Here is a 23,716-nt window from a genome sequence, read left to right on the forward strand (position 1 = left end):
TCTAGCTTTTTTATTAAAATTAATGAAAACAAACAATGAAAAATAGAAGAGATTTTTTAAAGAAAGCTGGGTTAGGAGGTATTGCCATGGCTGGAATGTCTGCAACGGCCATGAATCATTTGACAAATTTGCATGGAGAACCGCTACAAACAGACGGAAATACACTAAAAGGAAATGGGAAAGAGGTGAAAATAAAAGTGACTGCACCTTTGTTTTGCCCTTATTACAGTATTAATAAACCAGAACAAAAAGGAGGGAATGCCTATTACTATTGGTCAGAATCTTTTACTCATAATCCGTTTACGTTACCTGCTTCTGGAATGTCGGGTTCTCCGGTTATAATGGATGCTAAAGGTAAATTTATTGGTTTTATGACCACGCTAGGTTTTGAAAATTCTACTTATAGTTTTGATGGAAAGGAAACTTTGACGGTTTCTGTTCCAGAGGGACAAGAAATTTTTTTAGACGAGTCAGGAAACGGAGACGAGTCTTGGAAAGCTTATAATAGAATAATGATGAAAAGGTTGAATGTGACACCTTTAAAGCAAACGCCTAAATTTTGGACAGATGTTGAGTACTGCACTTGGTCGGAACAAAAGATGCTATCTACAAAAAGGCAGGAACACTTTCATTTATTGACGCATGATTTTGTGAAATATTATATAGAGAAAATAAATGAATTTGGCTATCCTAAAGGGAAGTTGACCTTAGATCATGGTTGGGGAACTTTTCCTGACGGTAGTATCAATTCAGGCTATGGATCTTGGATTCCAGATCCTAAAAAATTTCCTGATTTTAGAAAAACCATGGACATGATCAATGAAAATGGATTTACGCCAGGCTTGTGGATTGGTTTTCCGAAAATTCATAAAAATAGTTTGGCCGCAAAAAACTATCCAGAATTACTAGGTAATTTTAAACAAGGTACTACCCCCGACAGGAAAGATGATATTCAATGGATAAACTCGCAAGCAGATATCTATGAGTATGCCAGCGAGGTAATTTCCAGATTTCATACTATGGGTGTTATGAAATTCAAAATAGACATGTCGTACAATACCAAGTCGGATATGTTGCCTATTCACAAAGCTTTGTACAAAGCCGCAAAAGATATTGATAAGAATATTGAAATGGAATTTCATGTGCCAGATATATTCTTTACCAAATATGCTGATGTTGTACGAACAAATGATATTTGGCTACTAGACAAGTACAATTGGCAAGGGCGTGTAAAAACACATTATGAAATTTGTTACAAGTCGGCACCCGGACGAGGAATAAATTTAGATCATATTGGAGGAAACTCAACAGAAGCAATTACAGAGAAGAAGTTCTTAGAGCATTTAGAAATGTATAAAGACAAAAAAGGTTATCCCCTTGTTTCAGTACTTCCACATCATTTTGGAAAAAAATGTGTCGAAAAAACAGGTGAATACTTATGGGATTATGAAAGAGGACCCAAAACTATTTTATCCGATTTTTATTAAAAATTAAAAGTTTACGCTTAAGTTATGTTGCGTGTTTTGCCGATGCTTAGCAAAAATGAGTGTCTCCGTGGTTTGTTTAAATTAAGATATTGTTTAGTTTTTAATTTTGAAGAATAGTTTTATGTCGTTGAAATAGAGGGTTTATCCTATGGTTTTTAGCAGATGTGCGTATAAGTACAGCATTTAAAAATTGTGAGAGACAAATAAAAAACCCTCAATCACGTAGAAAATTTTCATTACTATTAATTTTAACTTCTCAATACAATAAGATTAATTTAGTACTATAAATCATATGAAAATAGGAAATACCATTCTCAAAACCTCCGTATTTATTTTAGTTTGTTTTAGTGCATTTGCACAGAAAAAACCCAACTTAATCGTTATCCATACGGATGAACATAGTTTTAGAACCTTAAGCTGCTATCAAAATTTATTACCCGAGGATGAAGCATTTATTTGGGGAAAGGGCAATAATGTACATACTCCAAATATTGATAGAATAGCCGATGAAGGTGCTATTTGTACAAGTTATTACGCTTCTTCTCCAGTTTGCACACCTTCTAGGGCATCGTTGGTTACAGGTTTGTATCCACAAGCTACAGGAGCTCCTAAAAACGGAATGCATATCAGCGAAGATATTCCAACCTTTGCAACAATTTTGAAAGACCAAGGTTATGCAACTTCCTATGTGGGTAAATGGCATTTGGCAGGTCATGAAAAATATACTTTTGGGATCAAATACAAAGCAGGTTTTGACGATAATCGTTTTATGATGCGTGGTGGACATGCGCCTTATTTTCATATTAAAAATGGAAAGTACAAAGGGATTAACGAAAAGGTAGCTGCAAAATTACCAAAAGAAGAAGTGGTTCATTTGACGGATTTTTTCACCAATAAAACCTTGGAAATTTTAGAAAGAGATAAAAAGAAACCTTTTGCACTCATGCTTTCTATCCCAGATCCGCATACGCCAGATTATGCACGTCCTCCGTATGATAAAATGTATACGCATATGGATATAAAAGCACCATTTACCATGCAAGAAAAGTATGTAAAAGCAAAACCCTCTTGGGGAAAAGGTGGAGGCAATGAAGCAAATGGAATCAAAGCTTTTACTGAAGAAAAAAAGTCATTGCAACAGTATTTCGGTATGGTCAAGCATATTGATGACAATGTTGGGCGTATCTTAAAGTTTTTGGACGACAATGATTTAACAGAAAACACCATTATTATTTTTACGTCAGATCATGGAGATATGTTTTTTGAGCACAATAGAAGAAATAAAGGAGTGCCTTATGAAGCATCTTCAAGAATCCCATTTGTGATCAGATATCCTAAAAAAATTATTTCTGGAAAAATCATCAATACAGCGTATACAAATGTAGATTTTGCACCAACTATTTTATCCATTATGGGTGCTAAGCATAAGGCCAGCTTTCACGGTGCTGATACTTCTGAAGATTTTTTAAACAAAAGAAAAGTTATAGACCGTGATAGAATCACCTATTTTGCCAAAAATGGTGGATGGTGGGTTTCTGGAGTAAATGACCGATATAAATTGGTGATTGATAAAAAAGAGAAACCGTATTTGTTCGATTTAAAAGAGGATCCCTTCGAATTAAAAAATGTGTATACTGAAAAAGCATATGCTAAGATTGCAAAAGAACTTCAAACGGAGTTGTTTAATCAGCTGAAAAAATTTGATGAACCTGGATTAAAGTCGAAACAAAAATATATTCTAAAGTAATTAGGTAAGCATTAATAGATAAGATATAAGGAATAAAGGGTAAAAGAAATGAAGTATTAGAATCGCATTTCTACGATCTTTACTTTCTTCAAAAAATAGAAACGAGATAATTTTATAGTATATGAAAAATGAAAACTCACTAAAAATTAGAATAATGAGATCTGATAATTTTACTAAAATTTTGACATGTACCCTGTTTGCTTGTTTTTTAGTTGGGCACAGTCAGACAACTAAAAAAAGTAAAAAGAAGCCAAATATCTTATTTTGTATTGCCGATGATGCCTCCATGAAAAGTTTTGGAGCATATGGCGATACGTTTATCAATACACCCGCTATTGATAAGTTGGCTAAAGAAGGATTAACTTTCAATAATGCCTACAATTGCAACCCGAAATGTGCGCCTGCCAGAGCTTGTATTGTAACCGGAATGTATAGTTGGCAGTTAGAAGAAGCAACAAACCACTATCCTAAATTTCCTGCTAAATTTAAATTCTATCCCCACCTATTAATGGAAAAAGGATACGAAGTTGGTTTAACAGGTAAAGGCTGGGGGCCAGGAGAGTATGAGGGAGAACACAATCCTGCAGGACCACTGTACAATGATATTAAATTAAAACCACCACATAAAGGAATTAGCAATGTAGATTATGCGGCAAATTTCGAGAAGTTTTTAGCAGATAAAAACAATGACAAACCTTTTTGTTTTTGGTTGGGAACAAAAGAACCGCATCGTTTTTATGAATTGGATTCTTGGAAAAAAGAAGGAAAAAAATTGGGAGATGCCAAAGTGCCACCGTTTTATCCAGACAATGTTACCGTAAGAGGTGATATTTTAGATTATGCCGTTGAGGTAGAGTGGTTTGATACCCATGTTGGCAAAGCCATAAAATCTTTAGAAAAAAGAGGTTTGCTGGAGAATACAATTGTTGTGATTAGTTCAGATCATGGAATGCCTTTTCCAAGAGTAAAGGGACAAATTTATGAAGAAGGATTTCATGTGCCTTTGATTGTATATTGGAAAGGAAAAGTAAAAGCAGGTAGAAGTGTAGAGGACTTTGTAAGTTTTCCAGATATTGCCCCAACCATTATGGAATTAGCAGGTTTTAAACCTCATAAACAAATGACGGGTAAGAGTTTTAAAAATAGTATTTGTTCTAACAAATCAGGAATAGTGGATAAATCAAGAGACCACGTGTTGCTTGGTAAAGAAAGACATGACATTGGTAGGTCTAACGAGGATGGGGTAAATTTATCTTATCCTGTAAGAGCAATTCGTACAACTGAATTTTTATATGTTCACAACATCAAACCAGAAAGATGGCCGGCAGGTAACCCAGAATTCGATTTTAGAAATGTAGATGGTTCTCCTACAAAAACATTTTTAACCAGTATAAAACCTGAATCTCAAGAGTATCGTTTTTATTCTTTAAGTTTTGGTAAAAGATTAGAAGAGGAATTGTACGATATGAAGAAGGATCCACATTGTATGGTGAATCTAGCTTACCATCCAAATTATAAAAAAACTTGTCAAACTTTAAGAACTCAAATGGAAAAAGAGTTAACAGAACAGGGTGATCCTAGAACTTTAGGAAAAGGAGCTATTTTTGACCAATATCCATATTACGGAAAACAGTTTAATTACGAAACTGGTGAGAGTATGGGATTTAAAAAGAAAAAACACTAATAAAATCACACGATGCATAGTATTACAAACTTGATATTCAGTTTTTGTTTGTTCTTTTCTTCTGTTTTGATGGCTCAAACCAAGTTGGTGTCACTGTTTAATGACCATATGGTTTTACAACAAAACACCAATGTTTCTATATGGGGAACAGATAAGCCCAAAACAAAAATTAGCATTCACACTACTTGGGGAGAAACAATTTCTGTATCGACAAATAAAAACGGAAATTGGAAGGCAACACTTAAAACGACTACTGCAGGAGGTCCGTACGAAGTAAAAGTGACAGGAACTTCAGAAGTTATTTTAAAAGATGTTTTATTGGGAGAGGTTTGGTTGTGTTCCGGACAATCCAATATGGAAATTAGTCTAAAAGGAAATCCTGGTCAACCTATCGATGGAAGTAATCATGCAATTGCTACTTCTAAAAATAATCAATTACGAGTTTTTAAGGTTGCCAAAGCCATGGATCTTACTAAGCAAGAAGATTGTGAAGGTAATTGGGTTTTATCCTCTCCAAATACAGCTGCTGCGTTTAGTGCCACAGCTTACTTTTATGGAAAAATGTTACAAGAGCAGTTAGGCGTACCAGTAGGTTTAATTATAAGCAGTTATGGAGCTACTCCTGCGGAAGCATGGACTCCTATGAAAACAATAGAAGCAGAAGGATTTAACGATCTTATAAAAGTTGCGAAAGAGACAAAAAAAATAAATAGAAGAACGCCAAGTGTTTTATACAATGCAATGATTCATCCTTTAATTCCGTATACAATAAAAGGAGCTATATGGTATCAAGGAGAAGGAAATCATAAACAAGCAAAAGCATATCAAAAGTTGTTTTCTGCAATGATAAAAACCTGGAGGTCTGAATGGAAATTAGGAGAGTTTCCATTTTATTTTGTGCAGTTGGCCTCATTGGGTTGGCCAGGTCAAAAATGGATAGATTTACAACAAGCACAACTAAAAACAATGCTATCAGTGCCAAATACAGGTATGGTCGTAACCAATGATATAGGAAGTATTGATTGTATACATCCTCCTAAAAAAAAGCAGGTAGGGGAACGTTTAGCCTATTGGGCACTCGCAAATGATTATGGTTTTTCGGGTGTTGAATTTAGTGGACCCGTCTACAAATCTAAACAAATTAAAGGAGCGAAAATTTATTTGAATTTTGAGTATGCACCTAACGGTTTGACTTCATTAGACAAGGAATTTACGGATTTTGAAATAGCAGGAGCAGACAATCAATATTACGAAGCGAATGTAAAACTTACTAAAAAAGGGAGTTTGTATGTGTGGAGTGATAAGGTAAAACAACCAAAAAATGTTCGTTATGGTTGGAAAAGCTATATAGAGGGTAGTTTGTATAATACTGCTGGATTACCAGCTTCTAGTTTTACTACAGAAGAAAATTAATAAGATATATTTATAAATGATGAGAATAGAAAAAAAAATAACATTACTGGTTCTTTTAATTTGTTGTGCCGCTTTTTCTCAAAGAGAAACAACTTCATTTAATGAAAATTGGAAATTTGCTCGTTTTGGGGCTATGCCTGATGGTTCAAAAAAAGCAGAACCTAAAAACATGGATGAAGTGAGTTTTGATGATTCACAATGGAGAGCTTTAGATTTGCCACATGACTGGGGAATTGAAGGTCCATTTAGAGCCGATTTACCAAACCAAACAGGAAAACTACCTTGGGCTGGAATTGGTTGGTACAGAAAAACATTTTTAGCACCTAAGTCGGATGCGGGTAAAAAGGTTTTTGTAGAATTTGATGGCGCCATGTCTAGAACTAGTGTATGGGTAAATGGGGGGTATGTAGGAGAATGGCCCTATGGTTATTCTTCATTTAGATTTGATATTTCTCCATATCTTAAAATTGGAAAAGAAAATACCATCGCTGTTCGATTGGATAATAAAGAAGCTTCTTCAAGATGGTATCCTGGTGGCGGAATTTATAGAAATGTGCGTATGGTGAAAACCGAAAAAACACATGTTGCTCAATGGGGGGCTTTTGTAAGTACTCCAAAAGTTTCTGCTACAGAAGCCAGCGTTTATATTACCACAGAAATAGAAGGCAACAAACAAGGCGTTCAAATTTTACATGAAGTGTTTACTTCGGGTGAAAACCCAATAAAAGTTGGAGAACAAAAGGTGCCTTATTTTAAACCGTGTACACTAAAAATTCAAAATCCAAAACTATGGGATTTGGAAAATCCGAATTTATATACTTTAAAAACAACGCTGCTAAGAAAAGATAAAAAGCTAGATGTGTATACTTCAACATTCGGAGTGCGTTCTATAAAGTATACCGCAGATGGATTTTTCTTAAATGGAAAAAAAGTTCATATGAATGGTGTTTGTCAGCACCACGATTTAGGGCCTATGGGTTCTGCAGTAAATGTTCGTGGAATAGAACGTCAAATTGAAATTTTAAAATCTTTTGGGGTCAATGCCATCAGAACATCACACAATCCACCCGCTCCAGAATTTTTAGCGTTATGCGATAAAATGGGAATTTTGGTGCAAGTTGAAGCTTTTGATGTCTGGCAAAAGAAAAAAGTGGACAATGATTATGCGGGGCTGTTTGGTGCTTGGAACGAAAGAGATGTAAGAGCCATGGTACGCAGAGATAGAAACCACCCATGCGTGGTAATGTGGAGTACAGGTAATGAGATGATTGAGCTTCAAAAAGCGGAAGATGCACCAATGGCAGTGATGTTGGCAAATATTATTCGCTCAGAAGATACAACAAGACCCACTACTTTTGGAAATAGTAGGCCGGAAGGGGCTACCAATGGATTTCAGAAAACGGCAGATGTTTTTGGTTTTAATTACAAGCCACATTTGTATGAAGAATTTCGTAAAGCGAATCCGAAAATGCCTTTGTATGGAAGTGAAACGGCTTCAACAATTAGTAGTAGAGGAGAGTACTTTTTCCCTGTAAATTTCGATAATAAAAAATCAGGAAATGGTGGGCACTTTCAAGTAAGTAGTTACGATTATTCTGCCCCTAATTGGGCATATACTCCTGATGTAGATTTTGAAGCTGAAGATAAATTTCCATGGGTTTTCGGTCAATTTGTATGGACTGGTTTTGATTATTTAGGAGAGCCGACACCTTATAATAAAGACAAAACCAATTTGTTGAATTTCTCTGATCCTGCTGAAAAAGCAAGAATGAAAGCAGAATTAGCAAAAATGGGGAAACAAATTCCGCCACGAAGTTCTTATTTCGGTATTGTAGATTTATGTGGTTTTCCAAAAGACAGGTATTATTTGTACCAATCTAAATGGAGACCTGAATTGCCAATGGCACATATTTTACCACATTGGAATTGGCCGGAACGAATAGGAGAAGTAACTCCCGTATTTGTATATACCTCTGGAGATGAGGCAGAATTATTTTTGAACGGGAAATCTTTAGGAAGAAAAAAGAAAGGTCAATATGAATACCGATTGGTTTGGAAAGATGTAATTTATAAGCCAGGAGAGTTAAAAGTAGTTGCTTATAAAAACGGAAAAAAATGGGCGGATGCAAAGGTAAAAACAACTAGCAAAGCAAGTAGAATTTCTATGGAAGCAGATAGAAGTATCATTGATGCCGATGGACAAGATGTGTCTTTTATAACGGTAAAAGTTACCGATAGAAAAGGACAGGTGGTTCCTAGAACTCACAATTCAATAAGTTATACCATTAGCGGGCCAGGAGAAATTATGGCTGTTGGAAATGGAGATCCTACAAGTCACGAATCCTTCCAAGCTACAACAAGAAAAGTTTTTAACGGAATGGCTTTGGTGGTGGTTCGTTCTAAAAAAGGAGCAACAGGAAAAATTACCATTACAGCTACATCAAAAGGATTAAAAGAAACAAAAACAGTACTAACAACAAAATAATGAAACAGTTTTATAATAAGTTAGCTTGTAGTTTGTTAATTGCAACAAGTGTATTTTCAGTTAAAAGTAGTGCGCAAAGCAAGCAACCCAATGTGGTTGTTATCATGGCAGATGACATTGGTTTAGGTGATTTGAGTTTTTATCAGAAACAAAGAAAGGATAAGAAAATCACGGTAAAAACTCCGAATATTGATAAGTTGATGGATCAAGGAATGCGATTTACGGATGCACATTCGCCAGCATCTTTATGTGCTCCTACTCGTTTTTCTATGTTAACGGGGAATTATTCTTATAGAAATTCTAGACCATTTGGGGTTTGGACTCCAGAGGCAGATGCTTTGATTGATAGCAATGGTTACACTACTAGTGCGCGAATTGCAAAAAAAGGAGGTTATACGACAGCTTTTTTTGGGAAATGGGGACTTGGAGGTTCTTGGATTAGAGAAAAAGGAAAAAAGATTGATCATGCCTATTTAAATGGAGGTGCGTTGAGTTATGGTTTTGATTATGCTTGTGAATTGCCAGAAGGAATTCAGAACCAACCATACGCTTTCTACGAAAATAGAAAATGGCAAAAGTTAAAGTCTAATTCTGTTTTAAAAGAATTAGACGCCCATCAAACAGGGTATGCTACGTCAAAAAAACACAAAACACGTGGAGGTATTGGAGATTCTAATTGGGATCCAAAAGAAGCAGGAAATATTTTAGCGCACAAAGCAGTAGCTTATGTTAAAAATCAGAAAAAAGAAAATCCTTTCTTTCTATATTATTGCAGTCAGGCCGTGCACATTCCTCACGAACCACCCGCTGAATTTGATGGGGTTAAAGTGGCAGGAACGACACCTGGAGATCATGGAGATATGATTTTTGAATTGGATTTGCAAGTAGGATTGATTGTAGGGGCTTTAAAGAAAACAGGGGCTTATGAAAATACCCTATTTATTTTTACATCAGACAACGGAGGTTTGTCTTTTGATAAAGAAATGAAAAAAGCGGGACACGATACCAGTCATGGATTATCTGGAAGTAAAGGTTCTATAAATGAAGGAGGCCATAGAGTTCCTTTTGTAGCGGTTTGGCCAGGGGTTATAAAACCCAATACAGTATCTAATGAACCGATAGTTGGGCAAGATATAGTGGCTACTTTGGCTGCTTTAGGAAATCAAAAATTGGACAAAACGAAGGTGTTGGATTCAGCAAATTTATTGCCGTTTTTTAAGGGAGAAGCTTCAGAAAAAGCACATACGTATTTACTACATCAATCTGCAGGAGGACCTAGTTTTGCTTTAAGAGATGGAGACTGGAAATTGATTTTAAAATCGGATGTGAAGAACAAAGCCAATAAGTTGGGGAATTTAACCAATGTAGCTTTGTTTAATTTAAAAGATAATTTGTCAGAAGACGAATCTAAAAATTTGATCAACAATGCAAGCTATGCTAAAAAAATTGCAGAGATGAAAGCAACTTATATTCGACTTAGAACTACAGGTGTAAGTACCGTAAACTAGTGTTAAATAAGATTCTTACAAAAGCACAGAACTCAATTGGGTTTCTGTGCTTTTTTTATGAATACAATTCTACAAGTACAAGAAAAACACACAGATAGACAAAGTGTAAAATAAAATTAGATTAATTTGCTTCAAATTGATTTTAAATAGAATGATGAGAAAATATCTTTTAGTCGCAATTTCCTTAATTGCCTTTGCTGTTCAAGCTCAAAAAGCAAATAAACCGAATGTAGTATTAATTTATGCCGATGATTTAGGACGTGGAATGTTGGGGGTATACGGACAAAAAATTATAAAAACACCTAATATAGATAAGTTGGCAACACAAGGGGTGCAATTTGAAAGAGCTTATGGTGCTATGTATTGCGCACCCGCAAGGGCTAGTTTGTTAACGGGTATGCATGATTGTCATGGAAGCAATCAGTTGGATATTGTAAAAGCAGGAATCTATAAAGACTTAGACCATGGTTTAACTTTTGATGAAATTAAAAGTAAAATAAATGCTGTTGCAGTGCCTGCTAAAAAGGATGAATTATTTTTAGCGCAAGTTGCTCAAAATGCAGGCTACAAAACAGGTCAGTTTGGAAAATTAGAATGGGGTTTTGCTACCACCCCAGAACGTTTGGAACGTCATGGATGGGACGAACATTTTGGTTATTACGACCATCTCCGTTGTCATGGATTTTATCCACCATTTTTGTTTGAGAATGGTGAAAAAGTAGCAATTCCGGGGAATACTTATATAGATTGTGCCAAAACTACCGAATTTGATTCCCCAGAAAATTATAAAAAACGCTGGGATATGACTGGAAAAGCAGTCTATTCAGAAAATATCATCATGGAGAAATTGCTTTCTTTTATAGAGAGAAATAATCCTAAGAAAACGGAGCAACCTTTCTTTTTGTATTTCCCATCACAATTACCTCATGGACCCACAGCTACTCCGGAAGTGCATAAAGATTTTAAAAACAATCCCAATTTGACGGAGTTAGAAAAAGAGTACGCATCCATGGTTAAAATGCTAGATGAGGATGTGGGTAGAATTTATAAAAAATTGGAGGAGTTGGGTATTTTAGACAATACTATTATTGTTTTTACGGGTGATAATGGACATGAAATTTATTATCCAGAAGTTGGTAGAACTTCTAAAGGAAGAAAGAATGTAAAGGGAGAAGTGTACGACAATGTGCACACCCGATACAATAGTGTGGTTACCGGTGATGTTTTTGATGGAAACGATGGCATGTCGGGTAAAAAAAGAGATAGCTGGGAAGGTGGTACCAGAGTGCCAATGTTTTGGTACTGGGAAAATCAAATAAAAGGAGGTCGAGTTTCGAATCAAATAGTTAGCAATTACGATTTCTTAAATACCTTGGCAGAGGTAGTTGGAGAAAAACAAGCAAAGGAAAAAGATGGTGTTTCTTATGCGAAAGCAGTGTTTGGTGGCAAAATTATAAAAAGAGATCCTATTGTTTTTTCTTCTGTAACCGGCCCCGCAATGGTTACTCAAGAAGGATGGAAAATAAGATATGTAACAAAAAAGGACGTATTTCAGTTGTATTATTTACCCAACGATTATGAAGAACTAAATGATTTGGCTTTGCTTGAACCGAAGCGATTAGAAAAATTAAAAAAACAGCTTTTTAAAGAATGTGACAATGATTGGAAAAATGGATTTGGACCTAGAACTATTCGCGTAAAGTAGTTTTTTGTGAAATTCATACTGAAACTTTCAAACCTAACAGGTTTTAAAATCTGTTAGGTTTTTTAGTTGTTACATAGTTGCTTAAGGATATAGAGCATAATGTTGGTGCTATAATTTATATAAAAATTTACGCAGAAACACATCAATATTCTTGTTGATACATTTGATATACTTAGAAGAACAGCCTTTGTGATGGTTTTTTATTTATTTGCGAAGTAACTTATAAGAGCCGTCGCTTTTATTGAAAAATTCATTTAAAAAAATAAACTGATGAGACAAACCAAAAATAAATTTACAGGCGTAAAATACGTTCATTTAGTCGTATTTGTATTCTTTTTAATTGCAAATTCTGTGGTAGCAAATACTTTTGTAAAAGAAGGTTTGGGTTCAGAAATGAGCAATATTAGAAATGCTGTTGTTGCTACCGTAAAAGGAAAGCAGGTTGTTTATCTGTCTAAATTAAGTGATGGAGTTGGTTGTTACTCTTTGGATGGAAAAAAAATATGGTCGTTTAAAATTGAAGACGCCGCGGTTATTTTTGAAATTTTATCGAAGGATATTGATGGCGATGGAAATGATGATTTGTTGGCGGTATCGGGAAATGGAACTGTGTATTGCTGGAGTAGTTTAGGAAAACTATTATGGAAATACAGCCCAGATCATAAAGTACGTTTTTCAGAAGTAGCTGTTGTGAAAAATGACAATAGGCTTCAAATTTTTGTAGGAGGAAATGATTATTTGCTGTATGAGTTAGATGCTAAAGGAAAATTAGTTTCAACTACAAAAATTAAAGGGGTCGTTCGAAAAATTGAAGTTGGAAACTTTTTAGATAAGAAGAAAGAAGATTTGTTTTTAATGACCTACAATCATGATAAATTTCGTTGGGAGTTTATGGGGGTTTTAGATCCTAGCACTAAAAGAGTTTTAAAAGAAACTACCTATACTAAAAAAAACTTGTCGGAATTGAGTAAATCCATGGTTACGGATATTTCTATTGCAGATCTAAACAAAGATGGATTATCAGATATTTTATTTTTTGCGGATCTTTCGTTTGTGCCTTTCTTTTGTGCATTAGATGCTAATTTTGATGTAATTGCAAAATTTAAAGCCAGTAAAAAAGAAGTTCAAAGATATGGGCATTCTATAGGAACTTGTTTATTGCCTATTCGCGATGAAATTATGTTTCAACACGGTGGGTTTATGTTCCAATTGGATTTAAAAGGAAAATTAATTCAAAAATCAGGAACTAGATATGCCAAGCAAAATGAAATTGTTTTTAACGATTTTGTGGTGGCTACTGCTTCTAAACAATTAATAGCTACCGGTGAAGTTGATGGAGGAAATGGCTTGTATTATTACGATTTAAAAAAATCCAATTGGATTGAAACCAAGCAAACACTTCAAGGAACTTCTGCTTTGGTAGCAGAGAATATAGAGCAGTTATACCAGCAAATTTTAGATTTTAAAATGCCAAGCTATCAAAAGCCATCTGATAAAGAATGGGTGATGGTGACGAGTAAAGAAATAAATGCCAAGGTAAAAAAATTGAAAGGCAATAAAATTGAGTTCGTCATTCAAAAAGCGCCAAAAGAAAGTACCGACCGAACGGCAATGGTGAACATAATGGGAGAGATAGCCTTGAAAAAAGACAAACGAGGAAAGTATCAAGATTCTAGAGAAGACATTGTAAATATGGCTAGAAACTACGAAAAGCAAGGACAGCCTTTTACGTTTTGGGCAGGGCATGGAAACGATCCTTTTTACATTCAAATTGAAACGTTGGAAGAAATTTTAAAAGTAGCACCAAATACCTGTCGTGGTTTTGTGTATGCTGAAATGGCTAATGTTGAAGACCCAAGAGTGATTCATTTTGTAAAAGAGTATGTGCCAAGATTGGCAATGGCAATTCGAGTAAACAACAAGGCGAAATTGTATTTTAGATACAAAAATACGTTTTGGGGTTTGACCAATAAATTGCCTTTATGGCAAGAATTATTTTTCTCTAAAAAATACAACGATTTTTTAGTGCCGGCATCAGAAGATACGAGTAACAGGACACAAGATGTTAATTTAGCTGGAAGAATTGGAATGTTTGCAGCAGATTATGTAGATGATTTTGCCATGCGTTTGGTAGATGATAACCCGACAAGTTGGAGGCCGTTAACTCCGGGCGGACAGCGATCTATTTCTCCTTATTTAAGACAAGGAGTGATGATGGCGGCTTATGGAGCAAAACACGGTGTCATAATAGATAATAATTTTACCGAAGAGCCTGGATTAAATGTGCTGTTTGCTTTGATGAAATCGGGAGTGCTTCCTATTGTAGAAAAAGAAGCTATTTTATCGATAGGTTCTTGGCATTTAATAAAAGAGGTTGACGAACATTTGGTGCATTCAATTGACAATCATCATTCATTAAAACAGTATAAAAAAGACGATGATAATTCTGTTTTTTCTGTAGCTCAAATGCATTGGGCTGGGACAAGTCTTCCTGAAAATGATTATTCTAAAATAGCCTTAGGTGTTCAATACAGATGGTTGAATTATATGCCAGAATTACCACATGGTATGGTACCCATTGCACCCATTGAATACAAAGAAACTTTGGAGAAAAATAATATTCCATATAGTATAAGTAGCGGAAAAAACGGATTTATAAATGGTAAATCTGTGTCGGCTACAGCTTATACAAATACGTTTAAAAATAGTGTTGAAAAAGGATCGGCTAAAATGCCAATTATTGTGAAAGGTGCAGCTTGGAGTGCTATTAGAATTGACAAAACGCACGTGCGTTTAATTTTATTGGATCCTGGATATTTGGAACCAGAAGAACGTGAGGTTCGTATTCTTTTTCAAGGAAAATTACCTAAAAATGGAATCGATATTTTGAGTAAGGAATCTATGAACATAAAAAAGGAAATAAATACAAAAGTGGCGGCAGGCTCTTTGCGTTTTATTGATTTTGAATACTAATTTAGAATTGGTTTACAGTTGAACAAGTATATTGTATTTTAGATTTTGTTTAACTTTTCTTTTCGTTTTTTATAACTTTAGTGGCGTGCTGAATCCCTATTATTGTAATTCCTAAAATTTAAAAGATGAAAAAAATACTTTTGGCCTTTGTTGTATTGTTAACTACAAATGTTTTTGCACAACGTCCTGGAGGTGGAGGTAGGCAACAGAATCGAAATCCACAATCGGAACAAACTCAAAAAAGAGAGAAATTTAGTGCCAGTAATGCAGCGGGTATTTTTTATTATGACATTGATGAAGTCGTAAAAAAAACAAAAGTTAAAGACGAGCAGAAACAGTACCAAGTAAAAAAAGCGTTAAGAGAGTACAATGCTAAAATCAGAGAGCTTTCATTTATAAATACAGAAAAATTTGAAGCCTTAGACATTCTTGTAAATTCTATGCAAAAGCGTACCAATTCTTTGGGCAGTCAAGCTAGAGATGCTTCTGGAAATAAGGAAAGTGTTCGAAAAAAAATAGGCGCAACCATTCGTCCTGTTAAAGATGAAATTCGACATAATGAAAAAGAATTGAATCAATTTTTCGAATCAATCTTATCAAAAAAACAACTAAAAAAGTGGTTGAAATACCAAAAGAAAGAAAACGAAAGTTTACAGCCTAAGCAAGCTCAAAATAGGGATGGTCAGCGGGATAGACCAGCGGGTGGAGGACGAGGTTCTATGAGATAATTAATTAAAAAAATCCTATGGAAACATAGGATTTTTTTTGTTTTAAAATTTTAAAAGTATCGCTAATTATTTCAAGCTTTAAGTAAAATGTAAACAGGAAAATGATCGCTGTAACCACCTTGGTAATATTTTCCAGTATAGGTTCTAAAGGGTTCTCCTTTGTATCTTCCTCTAGGATTCATTAAAAATTCTTTATTGTAAATAGCGGCTTTCTCAAAGTTCAATCGGCTGTCAGTATCAGAAATAAAATTTTCAGAAATTAATATTTGATCAAAAAGCATCCATTTTCCGTAAAACTTTGAAGAGCCTAAGCCTTTTTTATAGAGGCCTAACATTGGGTTTGTTAATGGAGAGATGGCTAAATGTCGGTCAATACTTGTATCGCTAGGGTTGTCATTAAAATCGCCCATCACTAATATTTTCGGATTTTCTTCTTCTAATTTATCTATATGGCTTCGCAGTAATTCTGCAATGGTAATCCTTTTTGCTTTGGTTTCACTTTGCCCCATTCTTTTTGACGGCCAATGGTTTACATATACATGAACAATTTCATCATACATTTTTCCTTTTACATATAAAATATCTCGGGTATAATCGCGTACATTGTAGTTGTCATAAAGCAAAACTGTAAGTGCTTCTGTTTCTAGCACTTCAAAAATATCTTTGTTATAAAGTAAGGCGGTATCAATCCCTCTTTCGTCAGGAGAATCGTAATGAATATATTGGTAAGGGTGCCACTGCATGGCGTCACTTTTTAATAAATCATCTAAAACACCGGCATTTTCTATTTCAGCCAAACCAATTAATACAGGTGGTAATTTGCAATAATCGTTGCCAATACTGGCAATGGCTTTTCCTATTTTTTGGACTTTTAAGTTGTAGCGATAAGGGCCCCATTTTTTCTTTCCTTTTGGAGTGAATTCCCTGTCTAGTGTATATTTGTTGTCTGTAAAATCAAATAGGTTTTCAACATTATAAAAGGCACAGGAAATTAGTTCAGAATTCATCAATTTTTTCGGTTTTTTCGAATGTACGAAACATTCTAAAACTAAATTTAAATTATCTACTATTATTGTACATTTGCACTATGATTGATAAGAAAAAAGTAACCTCTGAAAAAGCGGTCCTGATTGGAGTTGTAACTCAGTTGCAAGATGAAGATCAGTCGAAAGAGTTTTTGGATGAATTGGAGTTTTTGGTAAATACGGCTGGTGGAGTTTCTATCAAAAGATTTACTCAAAAACTAGAAAAACCACATCCTAAAACTTTTATAGGCTCGGGGAAATTAGAAGACGTAAAACGATACATAGATACACACCATGTAGGTACAGCCATTTTTGATGACGAATTGAGTCCGGCTCAATTGCGTAATATTGAAAAAGTATTGGATTGTAAAATATTAGATAGAACGAACTTGATATTGGATATTTTTGCACAAAGAGCCCAAACGAGTTATGCTCGTACACAGGTAGCTTTGGCACAATGTCAATATTTACTGCCAAGGTTAACCAAATTATGGACGCATCTTGATAAGCAAAAAGGGGGTATTGGATTGCGTGGACCTGGTGAGACGGAAATTGAAACAGATAGACGTATTGTGCGTGATCAAATTGATGTTTTGAAAAAGAGACTGAAGGTGATTGACAAACAAATGGCCATTCAAAGAAAGAATAGAGGAAAAATGGTGCGTGTGGCCTTGGTAGGTTATACCAACGTTGGAAAATCTACTTTGATGAATGTGATCAGTAAATCTGACGTGTTTGCTGAAAATAAATTATTTGCAACTTTAGATACAACCGTAAGAAAGGTGGTTGTAAAAAACATTCCTTTTTTAATGGCCGATACAGTTGGGTTTATTAGAAAATTACCGACACAGTTGGTAGAATCTTTTAAATCGACCTTAGATGAGGTACGTGAAGCAGATTTTTTATTGCATGTGGTTGATGTTTCTCATAAGAATTTTGAAGACCATATAGCCTCAGTAAATCAAATTTTATTGGATATTAAAAGTGCTGATAAGCCAACCATGATGGTTTTTAATATGATTGATGCTTATACGCATGAGACCATTGATGAAGATGATTTGGTGACTGAAAAAACGGCAGAACATTATACCTTAGAAGAATTGCAAAAATCTTGGATGTCGAAAATGGGAAACAATTGTGTTTTTATTTCGGCCTTGCATAAGGAGAATTTGGAAGACTTTAAAAGTCGTGTTTATGAAGAAGTAAAGAAAATTCATATCCAACGCTTTCCGTATAATAACTTTTTATACGACGAGTATTCTGAAGAAGAAGCATAAAAAAATCCCTTTGAATTATTTTCAAAGGGATTTTTTTTTGAGTTGTTTATTTTACAAGCTAAGCTTTGTTGAAGCTTAAAATCCGTAATTGATTCCTAAACCAAAAACTTCTTTTACCTGGGCAGCGCTTATAGCATTGTCGTCATAAATGGTTTGGAAAGAAATATTAGTAGACATGTACTTGTTAATTTTCATAACAATGTTTAAGGTATAGTCAATATCTATATTTTGAGCATCTTCTAAATAGTTAGAATACAGGTTTAAAATATTTTCAAAAGAAACATTTTTTACCACCTCATATTTTGAGTATACATTTACACTTGCCCCTAGTTCTTTGCGAGAAGTTTCTCCTTGAGCCACACCAAACGCCGATTCGGTTTCTGTAAATTGTCCGTCAACCATAATTAATTTTCCGGTTACGGGTGCAATATTTAATTTAAAAGTAGCGGAGGGTTTGTACAACATACCCAAACCAGTTTGTAAATAAGCTGGCGACATAAAATGAGAAATGTAAGCTCCATCTTTATTTTCACCTCTGTCAAATTGTGTTTTAAAGTTTACAATTCCAGAGTAAAACCAGTGTCCACTTGCTTTTTTACCCACAATAGAATTGAATTCTAATCGGTCATCAGATTTTGTGATGTCGTCACCTTTAATTTTTGTCAATCCGTAAGCAGCAGACAATCTATTGTCCCAGCTCCAGTCGTTTTTACTGTAGTTAAATTCATAGGCAAAATTTACGTTTCCAGCAATATTAGAAGTTCCCCCTCCAAGCCATTCATTGTTAAAGGCAGATTGGTTGAATAATAAATTGATGTTTCCTTTTTTCGTCCAATTAGACTTTTCTTGAGCATAGCTAAGGCTAGTTAAAATTAACAAGCTAGCAAGGATTAATTTTCTCATAATAAGTAAATACTTTTTGTTAAATTATTTGGCAAAAATAGACTTTTCAATAAAAATACAATCTAAATATATGTTTACGAAATTTTTTAGATAAAGTGAAAAGCTATTTTGCAAAAAAAAACTTGATTTGACCTAATTTTTAGGTTAACTCAAGTTTTTTGTTATCAGTGATTTTTAATGCTAGAAATTATTTTTTCTTTTTATACAAAGGTACTGTTGAGCAAGCTTCACCGTACATAATGTTATTGGCCACGGGCACTAAACATTGAATAAGGTAAGTGTACGCACTTTCTGGAATCGGTTTGTTGGCGCAACCTTTAATAATTACTGGTAGATTTTGGTAGCTAGAGAAATCCATTTTAGAAATTACTTCTTGAAAAATGCTGTTTTCTAAAAGTTCCAAATCGCCAACAATAATTTTTTTAGCAAAAGGAGCTGCTCTTGTTGTAATTAGGAGGTATGCCCAAGAAGGAATGATAGCATCGGCACTGCAGGTTAATGCAACAAAACTATCTTGTAAAGTACTCCAATCATACGCATCAATTGAAGCTCTAAAGTCTTTTTCTTTCAAAATTAACTCCTGAAAAAGCCATTGTTTGATATCAAAAACAACACGTTTTCCTTCAGGATAAAAATCTTCAAGATCAATGGTTTTTAATTTGCTATTGGCTACTTTGTTTATTATTTCTTCCATACTAAATAAGTTTTTAGTGTTTAATTTTTAGTTTTAAGTTGAAATAAAACTATTGCAACACGCAACTATAGGAATCCTAATTCTAATTTAGCTTCTTCACTCATCATGTCTTGTGTCCAAGTAGGGTCAAAAGTAATTTCAACTTCTGCATTGTCAATTTCTTCCAATTCTTCAATTTTGTCTTCCACTTCTTTTGGTAAAGTTTCGGCAACTGGACAGTTTGGAGATGTCAAAGTCATTAAAATTTTAGCTTCTTTATTATCGCTTACCATCACATCATAAATTAAACCTAATTCGTAGATGTCTACTGGTATTTCAGGGTCAAAAATAGTTTTTAAAACTTGTACAATTTTTTCTCCTATATCTGTAATTTCTTGATTTTCCATGTTCTGTTATTTAGAATGGTTCAAAGATACGATTTACAATTATTATAAATAAGTTTTTAGTTTTGAATGTTTAGTTCTAAGTTGAAATAAATATTTTACTCAATACTCAATACTCAATACTCAATACTCAATACTCAATACTCAATTGTCCTATTGATTCATTTTCATTTGAAAACCTAAGGCGTACAATTTTATTTTTTTGATCATAGATACCAAACCATTGGCTCTGGTAGCTGATAAATGTTCTTTCAAACCAATTTTATCAATAAAGTCCATATCGGCTTCAATAATATCTGAAGGTTGCTGGTTGTTAAACACTCTTAAAAGCAGTGCTACAATCCCTTTTGTTAGAATAGCATCGCTATCTGCTGTGAAAATTAAATTGTCATTTTCAATTTCTGAATGCAACCACACTTTAGATTGGCAACCTTTGATCAGGTTTTCATCTATTTTAAAAGCTTCATCTATAATAGGTAAGGACTTTCCAAGGTCAATTATATACTCGTATCGTTCCATCCAATCATCAAACATTTCAAACTCCTCAATAATTTCTTCTTGTATTTCTTTGATAGTCATTTTTTAAACTTATTTTTGCACTGTCTTAAACAATGCTTTTGTCAGGTACAAAAATAGAGATAAAATTTTATCTATAGCAATGGATTAAGACATTCTTAAGCTTCCAAAATACAGTAAGGAAGTGAATATTAATTTATCGACTGATTTCGATAAGACTCAAAAAAAACCGTCTCATAAAAGAGACGTTCATAAGAATTATGAGCAAACTGTTAATAGTAGGAACGGTAGCATTTGATGCTATTGAAACTCCTTTCGGGAAAACAGACAAAATATTAGGAGGTGCCGCGACTTATATCGGACTTTCAGCTTCTAATTTTAACATTCAATCAGGTATTGTTTCAGTAGTAGGAGGAGATTTTCCAGAAGAATACCTTACTATGTTAAACAATAAAAATGTTGATACGGAAGGAATTGAAATTGTAAAAGAAGGAAAAACTTTTTTCTGGAGTGGTAAATATCACAACGATATGAATTCCAGAGATACCTTGATTACAGAACTAAATGTTTTAGAACATTTCAATCCTGTAGTTCCTCAAAAATTTAAAAATTCAGAAATAGTTTTATTAGGAAACTTGCACCCTTTGGTACAAAATGCTGTTTTAGAACAAATGGAAACAAAACCAAAATTAGTGGTTTTAGATACCATGAATTTTTGGATGGATATTGCATTGCCTGAATTAATTGAGGTAATTAAAAAAGTAGATGTCATTACCATTAATGATGAAGAGGCTAGACAGTTAAGTGGAGAATATTCATTACGAGTAGCTGCTAGAAAAATTCAAGAAATGGGACCTAAGTATGTGGTAATTAAAAAAGGAGAACACGGAGCTTTGTTGTTTAACGATGATCAAGTTTTCTTTGCACCTGCTTTGCCTTTAGAAGAAGTTTTTGACCCAACAGGGGCAGGCGATACTTTTGCAGGAGGATTTGCAGGATATTTAGCAAAAACAAAAGATATTTCTTTTGAAAACATGAAAAATGCAGTTGTTTATGGTTCTAATTTGGCTTCTTTTTGTGTAGAGAAATTTGGAACAGAGCGCATGCAAACTATAACAAAAGAAGAAATTTACGATCGCTTAGAACAATTCAAAGAATTGACACAATACGAAATGTCAATTTCTAACTAAGTAAGTATTAAAGTCTTATAACGACAATAGATATACATTAATTTTTACAAAATTTTGTAATTAACTTTAAATTATGAGTGACGCTATCAAACATGAATGTGGTATTGCAATGGTTCGTTTATTAAAACCATTGGAGTATTATAAAGAGAAGTACGGAACTGCATTCTACGGAATTAACAAAATGTATTTGTTAATGGAAAAGCAACACAATCGCGGACAAGATGGTGCTGGTTTTGCAAGTGTAAAATTTAATGCCAGTCCTGGTTCTCGCTATATCAGCAGAGTGCGTTCTAATCAAGCGCAACCAATTCAAGATATTTTTGCTCAAATTAACGATCGTTTAAGCAAAGGTTTAAATGAAAATCCTGATAAGAAAGACGACGTTGCTTGGCAAGAAGAAAATCTTCCTTACATCGGGAATTTGTTTTTAGGACATGTTCGTTATGGAACTTCAGGAGGAAACAGCATAGAAAGTGTGCATCCTTTTTTACGTCAAAGTAACTGGAGACACAAAAACTTAATAGTTGCGGGTAATTTTAATATGACCAATTCTTCGCAATTGTTAGAAGAGTTAATTGAGCTTGGACAGCATCCTAAAGAAAGTACAGATACCGTTACGGTAATGGAAAAAATTGGGCACTTTTTAGACGATCAAGTGGAAGGTTTGTACCAAGATTTAAAAGCGAATGTTAGTAAAAAAGATGCTTCGCCATTAATTGCAGAAAAAGTAGACTTACAAAAAATACTTAAAAGAGCTGCCAAAAGTTTTGATGGTGGTTATGCTATGGCCGGTTTGTTAGGGCATGGAGATTCTTTTGTTTTAAGAGATCCTGCCGGAATTAGACCTACTTTTTATTACCAAGATGATGAGGTTTTAGTTGTAGCTTCTGAAAGACCTGTGATACAAACTGTATTCAATGTGCCTTTAGAATCTGTAAAGGAATTAGAGCCTGGACATGCATTGATAGCGAAAAAATCAGGACATATTTCTGTACAACCTGTATTGGATCAATTGCCTAAAAAGTCGTGTTCTTTTGAAAGAATTTATTTCTCCAGAGGGTCTGATGCAGATATTTACAAAGAACGTAAAAAATTAGGAAAAACTGTTTTCCCTGAGATTTTAAAGAAAATAGATAACGATATTTCAAATACGGTATTCTCGTATATTCCGAACACGGCAGAAACTTCATTTTACGGAATGAGTGAAGCTGCTGAAGATTTCTTAAATCAGCAAAAATTAGGAAAAATTTTAAAAGGGAAACGTAATATTTCTGCAGAAGAATTAAATGTGATTCTTTCTGAAAGACCTCGAATTGAAAAAATTGCGGTTAAAGATGTAAAACTAAGAACGTTTATCGCCGACGATAACAGTCGTGATGATTTAGTGGAGCATGTGTATGACATTACTTACGGAGTGGTAAAGCCAAATGATAACTTGGTAATAATTGATGATAGTATTGTAAGAGGTACAACATTAAAGAAAAGTATCATTAAAATACTAGATCGCTTAAAACCGAAGAAAATTGTCATTGTTTCTTCAGCACCGCAAATTCGTTACCCAGATTGTTACGGAATTGACATGGCTAAAATCGGTGATTTTATTGCTTTTAGAGCGGCATTGGAATTATTGAAAGATACAGATCAATACCATATTGTGAATGATGTGTACACAAAATGTTTGAAACAGAGAATTAGAGAAGATGCTGGAATTCAGAATTTTGTTAAAGAAATTTATGCACCTTTTTCGGCAGTTCAAATTTCTGATAAAATTGCAGAAATGCTAAAAACATCTGAAATTAAAGCAGACGTACAAGTAATTTTCCAAACTATTGAAGGCCTGCACGAAGCATGTCCAGATCATTTAGGTGATTGGTATTTTACAGGAGATTATCCTACAAATGGAGGTAAACGTGTAGTAAATGAAGCGTTTATTAATTTCTATGAAGGGAAAAACAAAAGAGCTTACTAAGAATAAAAGTTTATAATTTAATAAAAACC

General features: G+C 34.2%; 17 protein-coding genes. 12 read left to right on the forward strand and 5 right to left on the reverse strand.

Annotated features, from left to right (window positions below):
• Positions 1 to 35 precede the first annotated feature (35 nt).
• From FGM02_RS06160 to FGM02_RS06200, 9 genes are all read left to right on the forward strand, one after another.
• Positions 36 to 1,487 carry an alpha-galactosidase gene (locus FGM02_RS06160; RefSeq protein WP_139957779.1) on the forward strand — a complete coding sequence of 484 codons (1,452 nt, stop codon included), beginning with the start codon at positions 36 to 38 and terminating at the stop codon, positions 1,485 to 1,487.
• A 292-nt stretch (positions 1,488 to 1,779) separates the two neighbouring features.
• Positions 1,780 to 3,234 carry a sulfatase-like hydrolase/transferase gene (locus FGM02_RS06165; protein WP_139957430.1) on the forward strand — a complete coding sequence of 485 codons (1,455 nt, stop codon included), beginning with the start codon at positions 1,780 to 1,782 and terminating at the stop codon, positions 3,232 to 3,234.
• A gap of 154 nt (positions 3,235 to 3,388) precedes the next feature.
• Positions 3,389 to 4,918, forward strand: a complete 1,530-nt coding sequence (locus FGM02_RS06170) for a sulfatase family protein (RefSeq protein WP_139957431.1) — start codon at positions 3,389 to 3,391, stop codon at positions 4,916 to 4,918.
• 12 nt (positions 4,919 to 4,930) lie between these two features.
• A complete protein-coding gene (locus FGM02_RS06175; protein ID WP_139957432.1) occupies positions 4,931 to 6,331 on the forward strand; it encodes a sialate O-acetylesterase in 1,401 nt (466 codons plus the stop codon).
• Between the two features lie 16 nt (positions 6,332 to 6,347).
• Complete coding sequence (gene galB, locus FGM02_RS06180) at positions 6,348 to 8,816, forward strand: beta-galactosidase GalB (RefSeq protein ID WP_139957433.1); 2,469 nt, start codon at positions 6,348 to 6,350, stop codon at positions 8,814 to 8,816.
• On the forward strand, positions 8,816 to 10,324 hold the full coding sequence (locus FGM02_RS06185; protein ID WP_139957434.1) for a sulfatase family protein: 1,509 nt from the start codon (positions 8,816 to 8,818) through the stop codon (positions 10,322 to 10,324). The genes galB and FGM02_RS06185 overlap by 1 nt, the downstream gene beginning before the upstream one ends.
• 151 nt (positions 10,325 to 10,475) lie before the next feature.
• A complete protein-coding gene (locus tag FGM02_RS06190; RefSeq protein WP_139957435.1) occupies positions 10,476 to 12,029 on the forward strand; it encodes a sulfatase-like hydrolase/transferase in 1,554 nt (517 codons plus the stop codon).
• A 270-nt stretch (positions 12,030 to 12,299) separates the two neighbouring features.
• Complete coding sequence (locus FGM02_RS06195) at positions 12,300 to 15,002, forward strand: hypothetical protein (RefSeq protein ID WP_139957436.1); 2,703 nt, start codon at positions 12,300 to 12,302, stop codon at positions 15,000 to 15,002.
• A 125-nt stretch (positions 15,003 to 15,127) separates the two neighbouring features.
• Positions 15,128 to 15,730, forward strand: coding sequence for a hypothetical protein (locus FGM02_RS06200; RefSeq protein WP_139957437.1), 603 nt, complete (start codon positions 15,128 to 15,130; stop codon positions 15,728 to 15,730).
• A 71-nt stretch (positions 15,731 to 15,801) separates the two neighbouring features.
• On the opposite strand, the gene FGM02_RS06205 is transcribed toward FGM02_RS06200, so the two are convergent.
• Positions 15,802 to 16,737 carry an endonuclease/exonuclease/phosphatase family protein gene (locus tag FGM02_RS06205; RefSeq protein WP_139957438.1) on the reverse strand — a complete coding sequence of 312 codons (936 nt, stop codon included), beginning with the start codon at positions 16,735 to 16,737 and terminating at the stop codon, positions 15,802 to 15,804.
• A gap of 80 nt (positions 16,738 to 16,817) precedes the next feature.
• Here FGM02_RS06205 and hflX point away from each other — a divergent pair, with 80 nt between their 5' ends.
• Positions 16,818 to 18,032 (forward strand): GTPase HflX, encoded by a 1,215-nt coding sequence (gene hflX, locus FGM02_RS06210; protein WP_139957439.1) that lies wholly within the window; start codon positions 16,818 to 16,820, stop codon positions 18,030 to 18,032.
• Positions 18,033 to 18,107: 75 nt separating this feature from the next.
• On the opposite strand, the gene FGM02_RS06215 is transcribed toward hflX, so the two are convergent.
• From FGM02_RS06215 to FGM02_RS06230, 4 genes are all read right to left on the reverse strand, one after another.
• The gene (locus tag FGM02_RS06215; protein ID WP_139957440.1) at positions 18,108 to 18,935 is read right to left on the reverse strand and encodes a DUF3078 domain-containing protein; all 828 of its coding nucleotides are present in this window, start codon (positions 18,933 to 18,935) and stop codon (positions 18,108 to 18,110) included.
• A gap of 187 nt (positions 18,936 to 19,122) precedes the next feature.
• Complete coding sequence (locus FGM02_RS06220) at positions 19,123 to 19,629, reverse strand: DUF2480 family protein (RefSeq protein WP_139957441.1); 507 nt, start codon at positions 19,627 to 19,629, stop codon at positions 19,123 to 19,125.
• 65 nt (positions 19,630 to 19,694) lie between these two features.
• On the reverse strand, positions 19,695 to 20,015 hold the full coding sequence (locus tag FGM02_RS06225; protein ID WP_139957442.1) for an iron-sulfur cluster assembly protein: 321 nt from the start codon (positions 20,013 to 20,015) through the stop codon (positions 19,695 to 19,697).
• Positions 20,016 to 20,165: 150 nt separating this feature from the next.
• Entirely contained in the window at positions 20,166 to 20,591 is a 426-nt protein-coding gene (locus FGM02_RS06230) for a SufE family protein (RefSeq protein ID WP_139957443.1), read from the reverse strand.
• Positions 20,592 to 20,788: 197 nt separating this feature from the next.
• On the opposite strand from FGM02_RS06230, the gene FGM02_RS06235 reads away from it, so the two are divergent.
• Both FGM02_RS06235 and FGM02_RS06240 read left to right on the forward strand, forming a co-directional pair.
• On the forward strand, positions 20,789 to 21,718 hold the full coding sequence (locus FGM02_RS06235; protein WP_139957444.1) for a PfkB family carbohydrate kinase: 930 nt from the start codon (positions 20,789 to 20,791) through the stop codon (positions 21,716 to 21,718).
• A gap of 73 nt (positions 21,719 to 21,791) precedes the next feature.
• The gene (locus FGM02_RS06240; protein WP_139957445.1) at positions 21,792 to 23,687 is read left to right on the forward strand and encodes an amidophosphoribosyltransferase; all 1,896 of its coding nucleotides are present in this window, start codon (positions 21,792 to 21,794) and stop codon (positions 23,685 to 23,687) included.
• The last annotated feature ends 29 nt before the right edge of the window (positions 23,688 to 23,716 follow it).

The organism is Flavicella sediminum (genome assembly GCF_006381105.1).
Classification (GTDB): Bacteria; Bacteroidota; Bacteroidia; order Flavobacteriales; family Flavobacteriaceae; genus Flavicella; species Flavicella sediminum.

What these genes read in the sequence shown, in the direction of transcription:
- FGM02_RS06160 (WP_139957779.1), top strand. Translation starts at nt 36, where the DNA reads ATGAAAAATAGAAGAGATTTTTTAAAGAAAGCTGGGTTAGGAGGTATT.
- FGM02_RS06165 (WP_139957430.1), top strand. Translation starts at nt 1,780, where the DNA reads ATGAAAATAGGAAATACCATTCTCAAAACCTCCGTATTTATTTTAGTT.
- FGM02_RS06170 (WP_139957431.1), top strand. Translation starts at nt 3,389, where the DNA reads ATGAGATCTGATAATTTTACTAAAATTTTGACATGTACCCTGTTTGCT.
- FGM02_RS06175 (WP_139957432.1), top strand. Translation starts at nt 4,931, where the DNA reads ATGCATAGTATTACAAACTTGATATTCAGTTTTTGTTTGTTCTTTTCT.
- galB (WP_139957433.1), top strand. Translation starts at nt 6,348, where the DNA reads ATGATGAGAATAGAAAAAAAAATAACATTACTGGTTCTTTTAATTTGT.
- FGM02_RS06185 (WP_139957434.1), top strand. Translation starts at nt 8,816, where the DNA reads ATGAAACAGTTTTATAATAAGTTAGCTTGTAGTTTGTTAATTGCAACA.
- FGM02_RS06190 (WP_139957435.1), top strand. Translation starts at nt 10,476, where the DNA reads ATGATGAGAAAATATCTTTTAGTCGCAATTTCCTTAATTGCCTTTGCT.
- FGM02_RS06195 (WP_139957436.1), top strand. Translation starts at nt 12,300, where the DNA reads ATGAGACAAACCAAAAATAAATTTACAGGCGTAAAATACGTTCATTTA.
- FGM02_RS06200 (WP_139957437.1), top strand. Translation starts at nt 15,128, where the DNA reads ATGAAAAAAATACTTTTGGCCTTTGTTGTATTGTTAACTACAAATGTT.
- FGM02_RS06205 (WP_139957438.1), bottom strand. Translation starts at nt 16,737, where the DNA reads ATGAATTCTGAACTAATTTCCTGTGCCTTTTATAATGTTGAAAACCTA.
- hflX (WP_139957439.1), top strand. Translation starts at nt 16,818, where the DNA reads ATGATTGATAAGAAAAAAGTAACCTCTGAAAAAGCGGTCCTGATTGGA.
- FGM02_RS06215 (WP_139957440.1), bottom strand. Translation starts at nt 18,935, where the DNA reads ATGAGAAAATTAATCCTTGCTAGCTTGTTAATTTTAACTAGCCTTAGC.
- FGM02_RS06220 (WP_139957441.1), bottom strand. Translation starts at nt 19,629, where the DNA reads ATGGAAGAAATAATAAACAAAGTAGCCAATAGCAAATTAAAAACCATT.
- FGM02_RS06225 (WP_139957442.1), bottom strand. Translation starts at nt 20,015, where the DNA reads ATGGAAAATCAAGAAATTACAGATATAGGAGAAAAAATTGTACAAGTT.
- FGM02_RS06230 (WP_139957443.1), bottom strand. Translation starts at nt 20,591, where the DNA reads ATGACTATCAAAGAAATACAAGAAGAAATTATTGAGGAGTTTGAAATG.
- FGM02_RS06235 (WP_139957444.1), top strand. Translation starts at nt 20,789, where the DNA reads ATGAGCAAACTGTTAATAGTAGGAACGGTAGCATTTGATGCTATTGAA.
- FGM02_RS06240 (WP_139957445.1), top strand. Translation starts at nt 21,792, where the DNA reads ATGAGTGACGCTATCAAACATGAATGTGGTATTGCAATGGTTCGTTTA.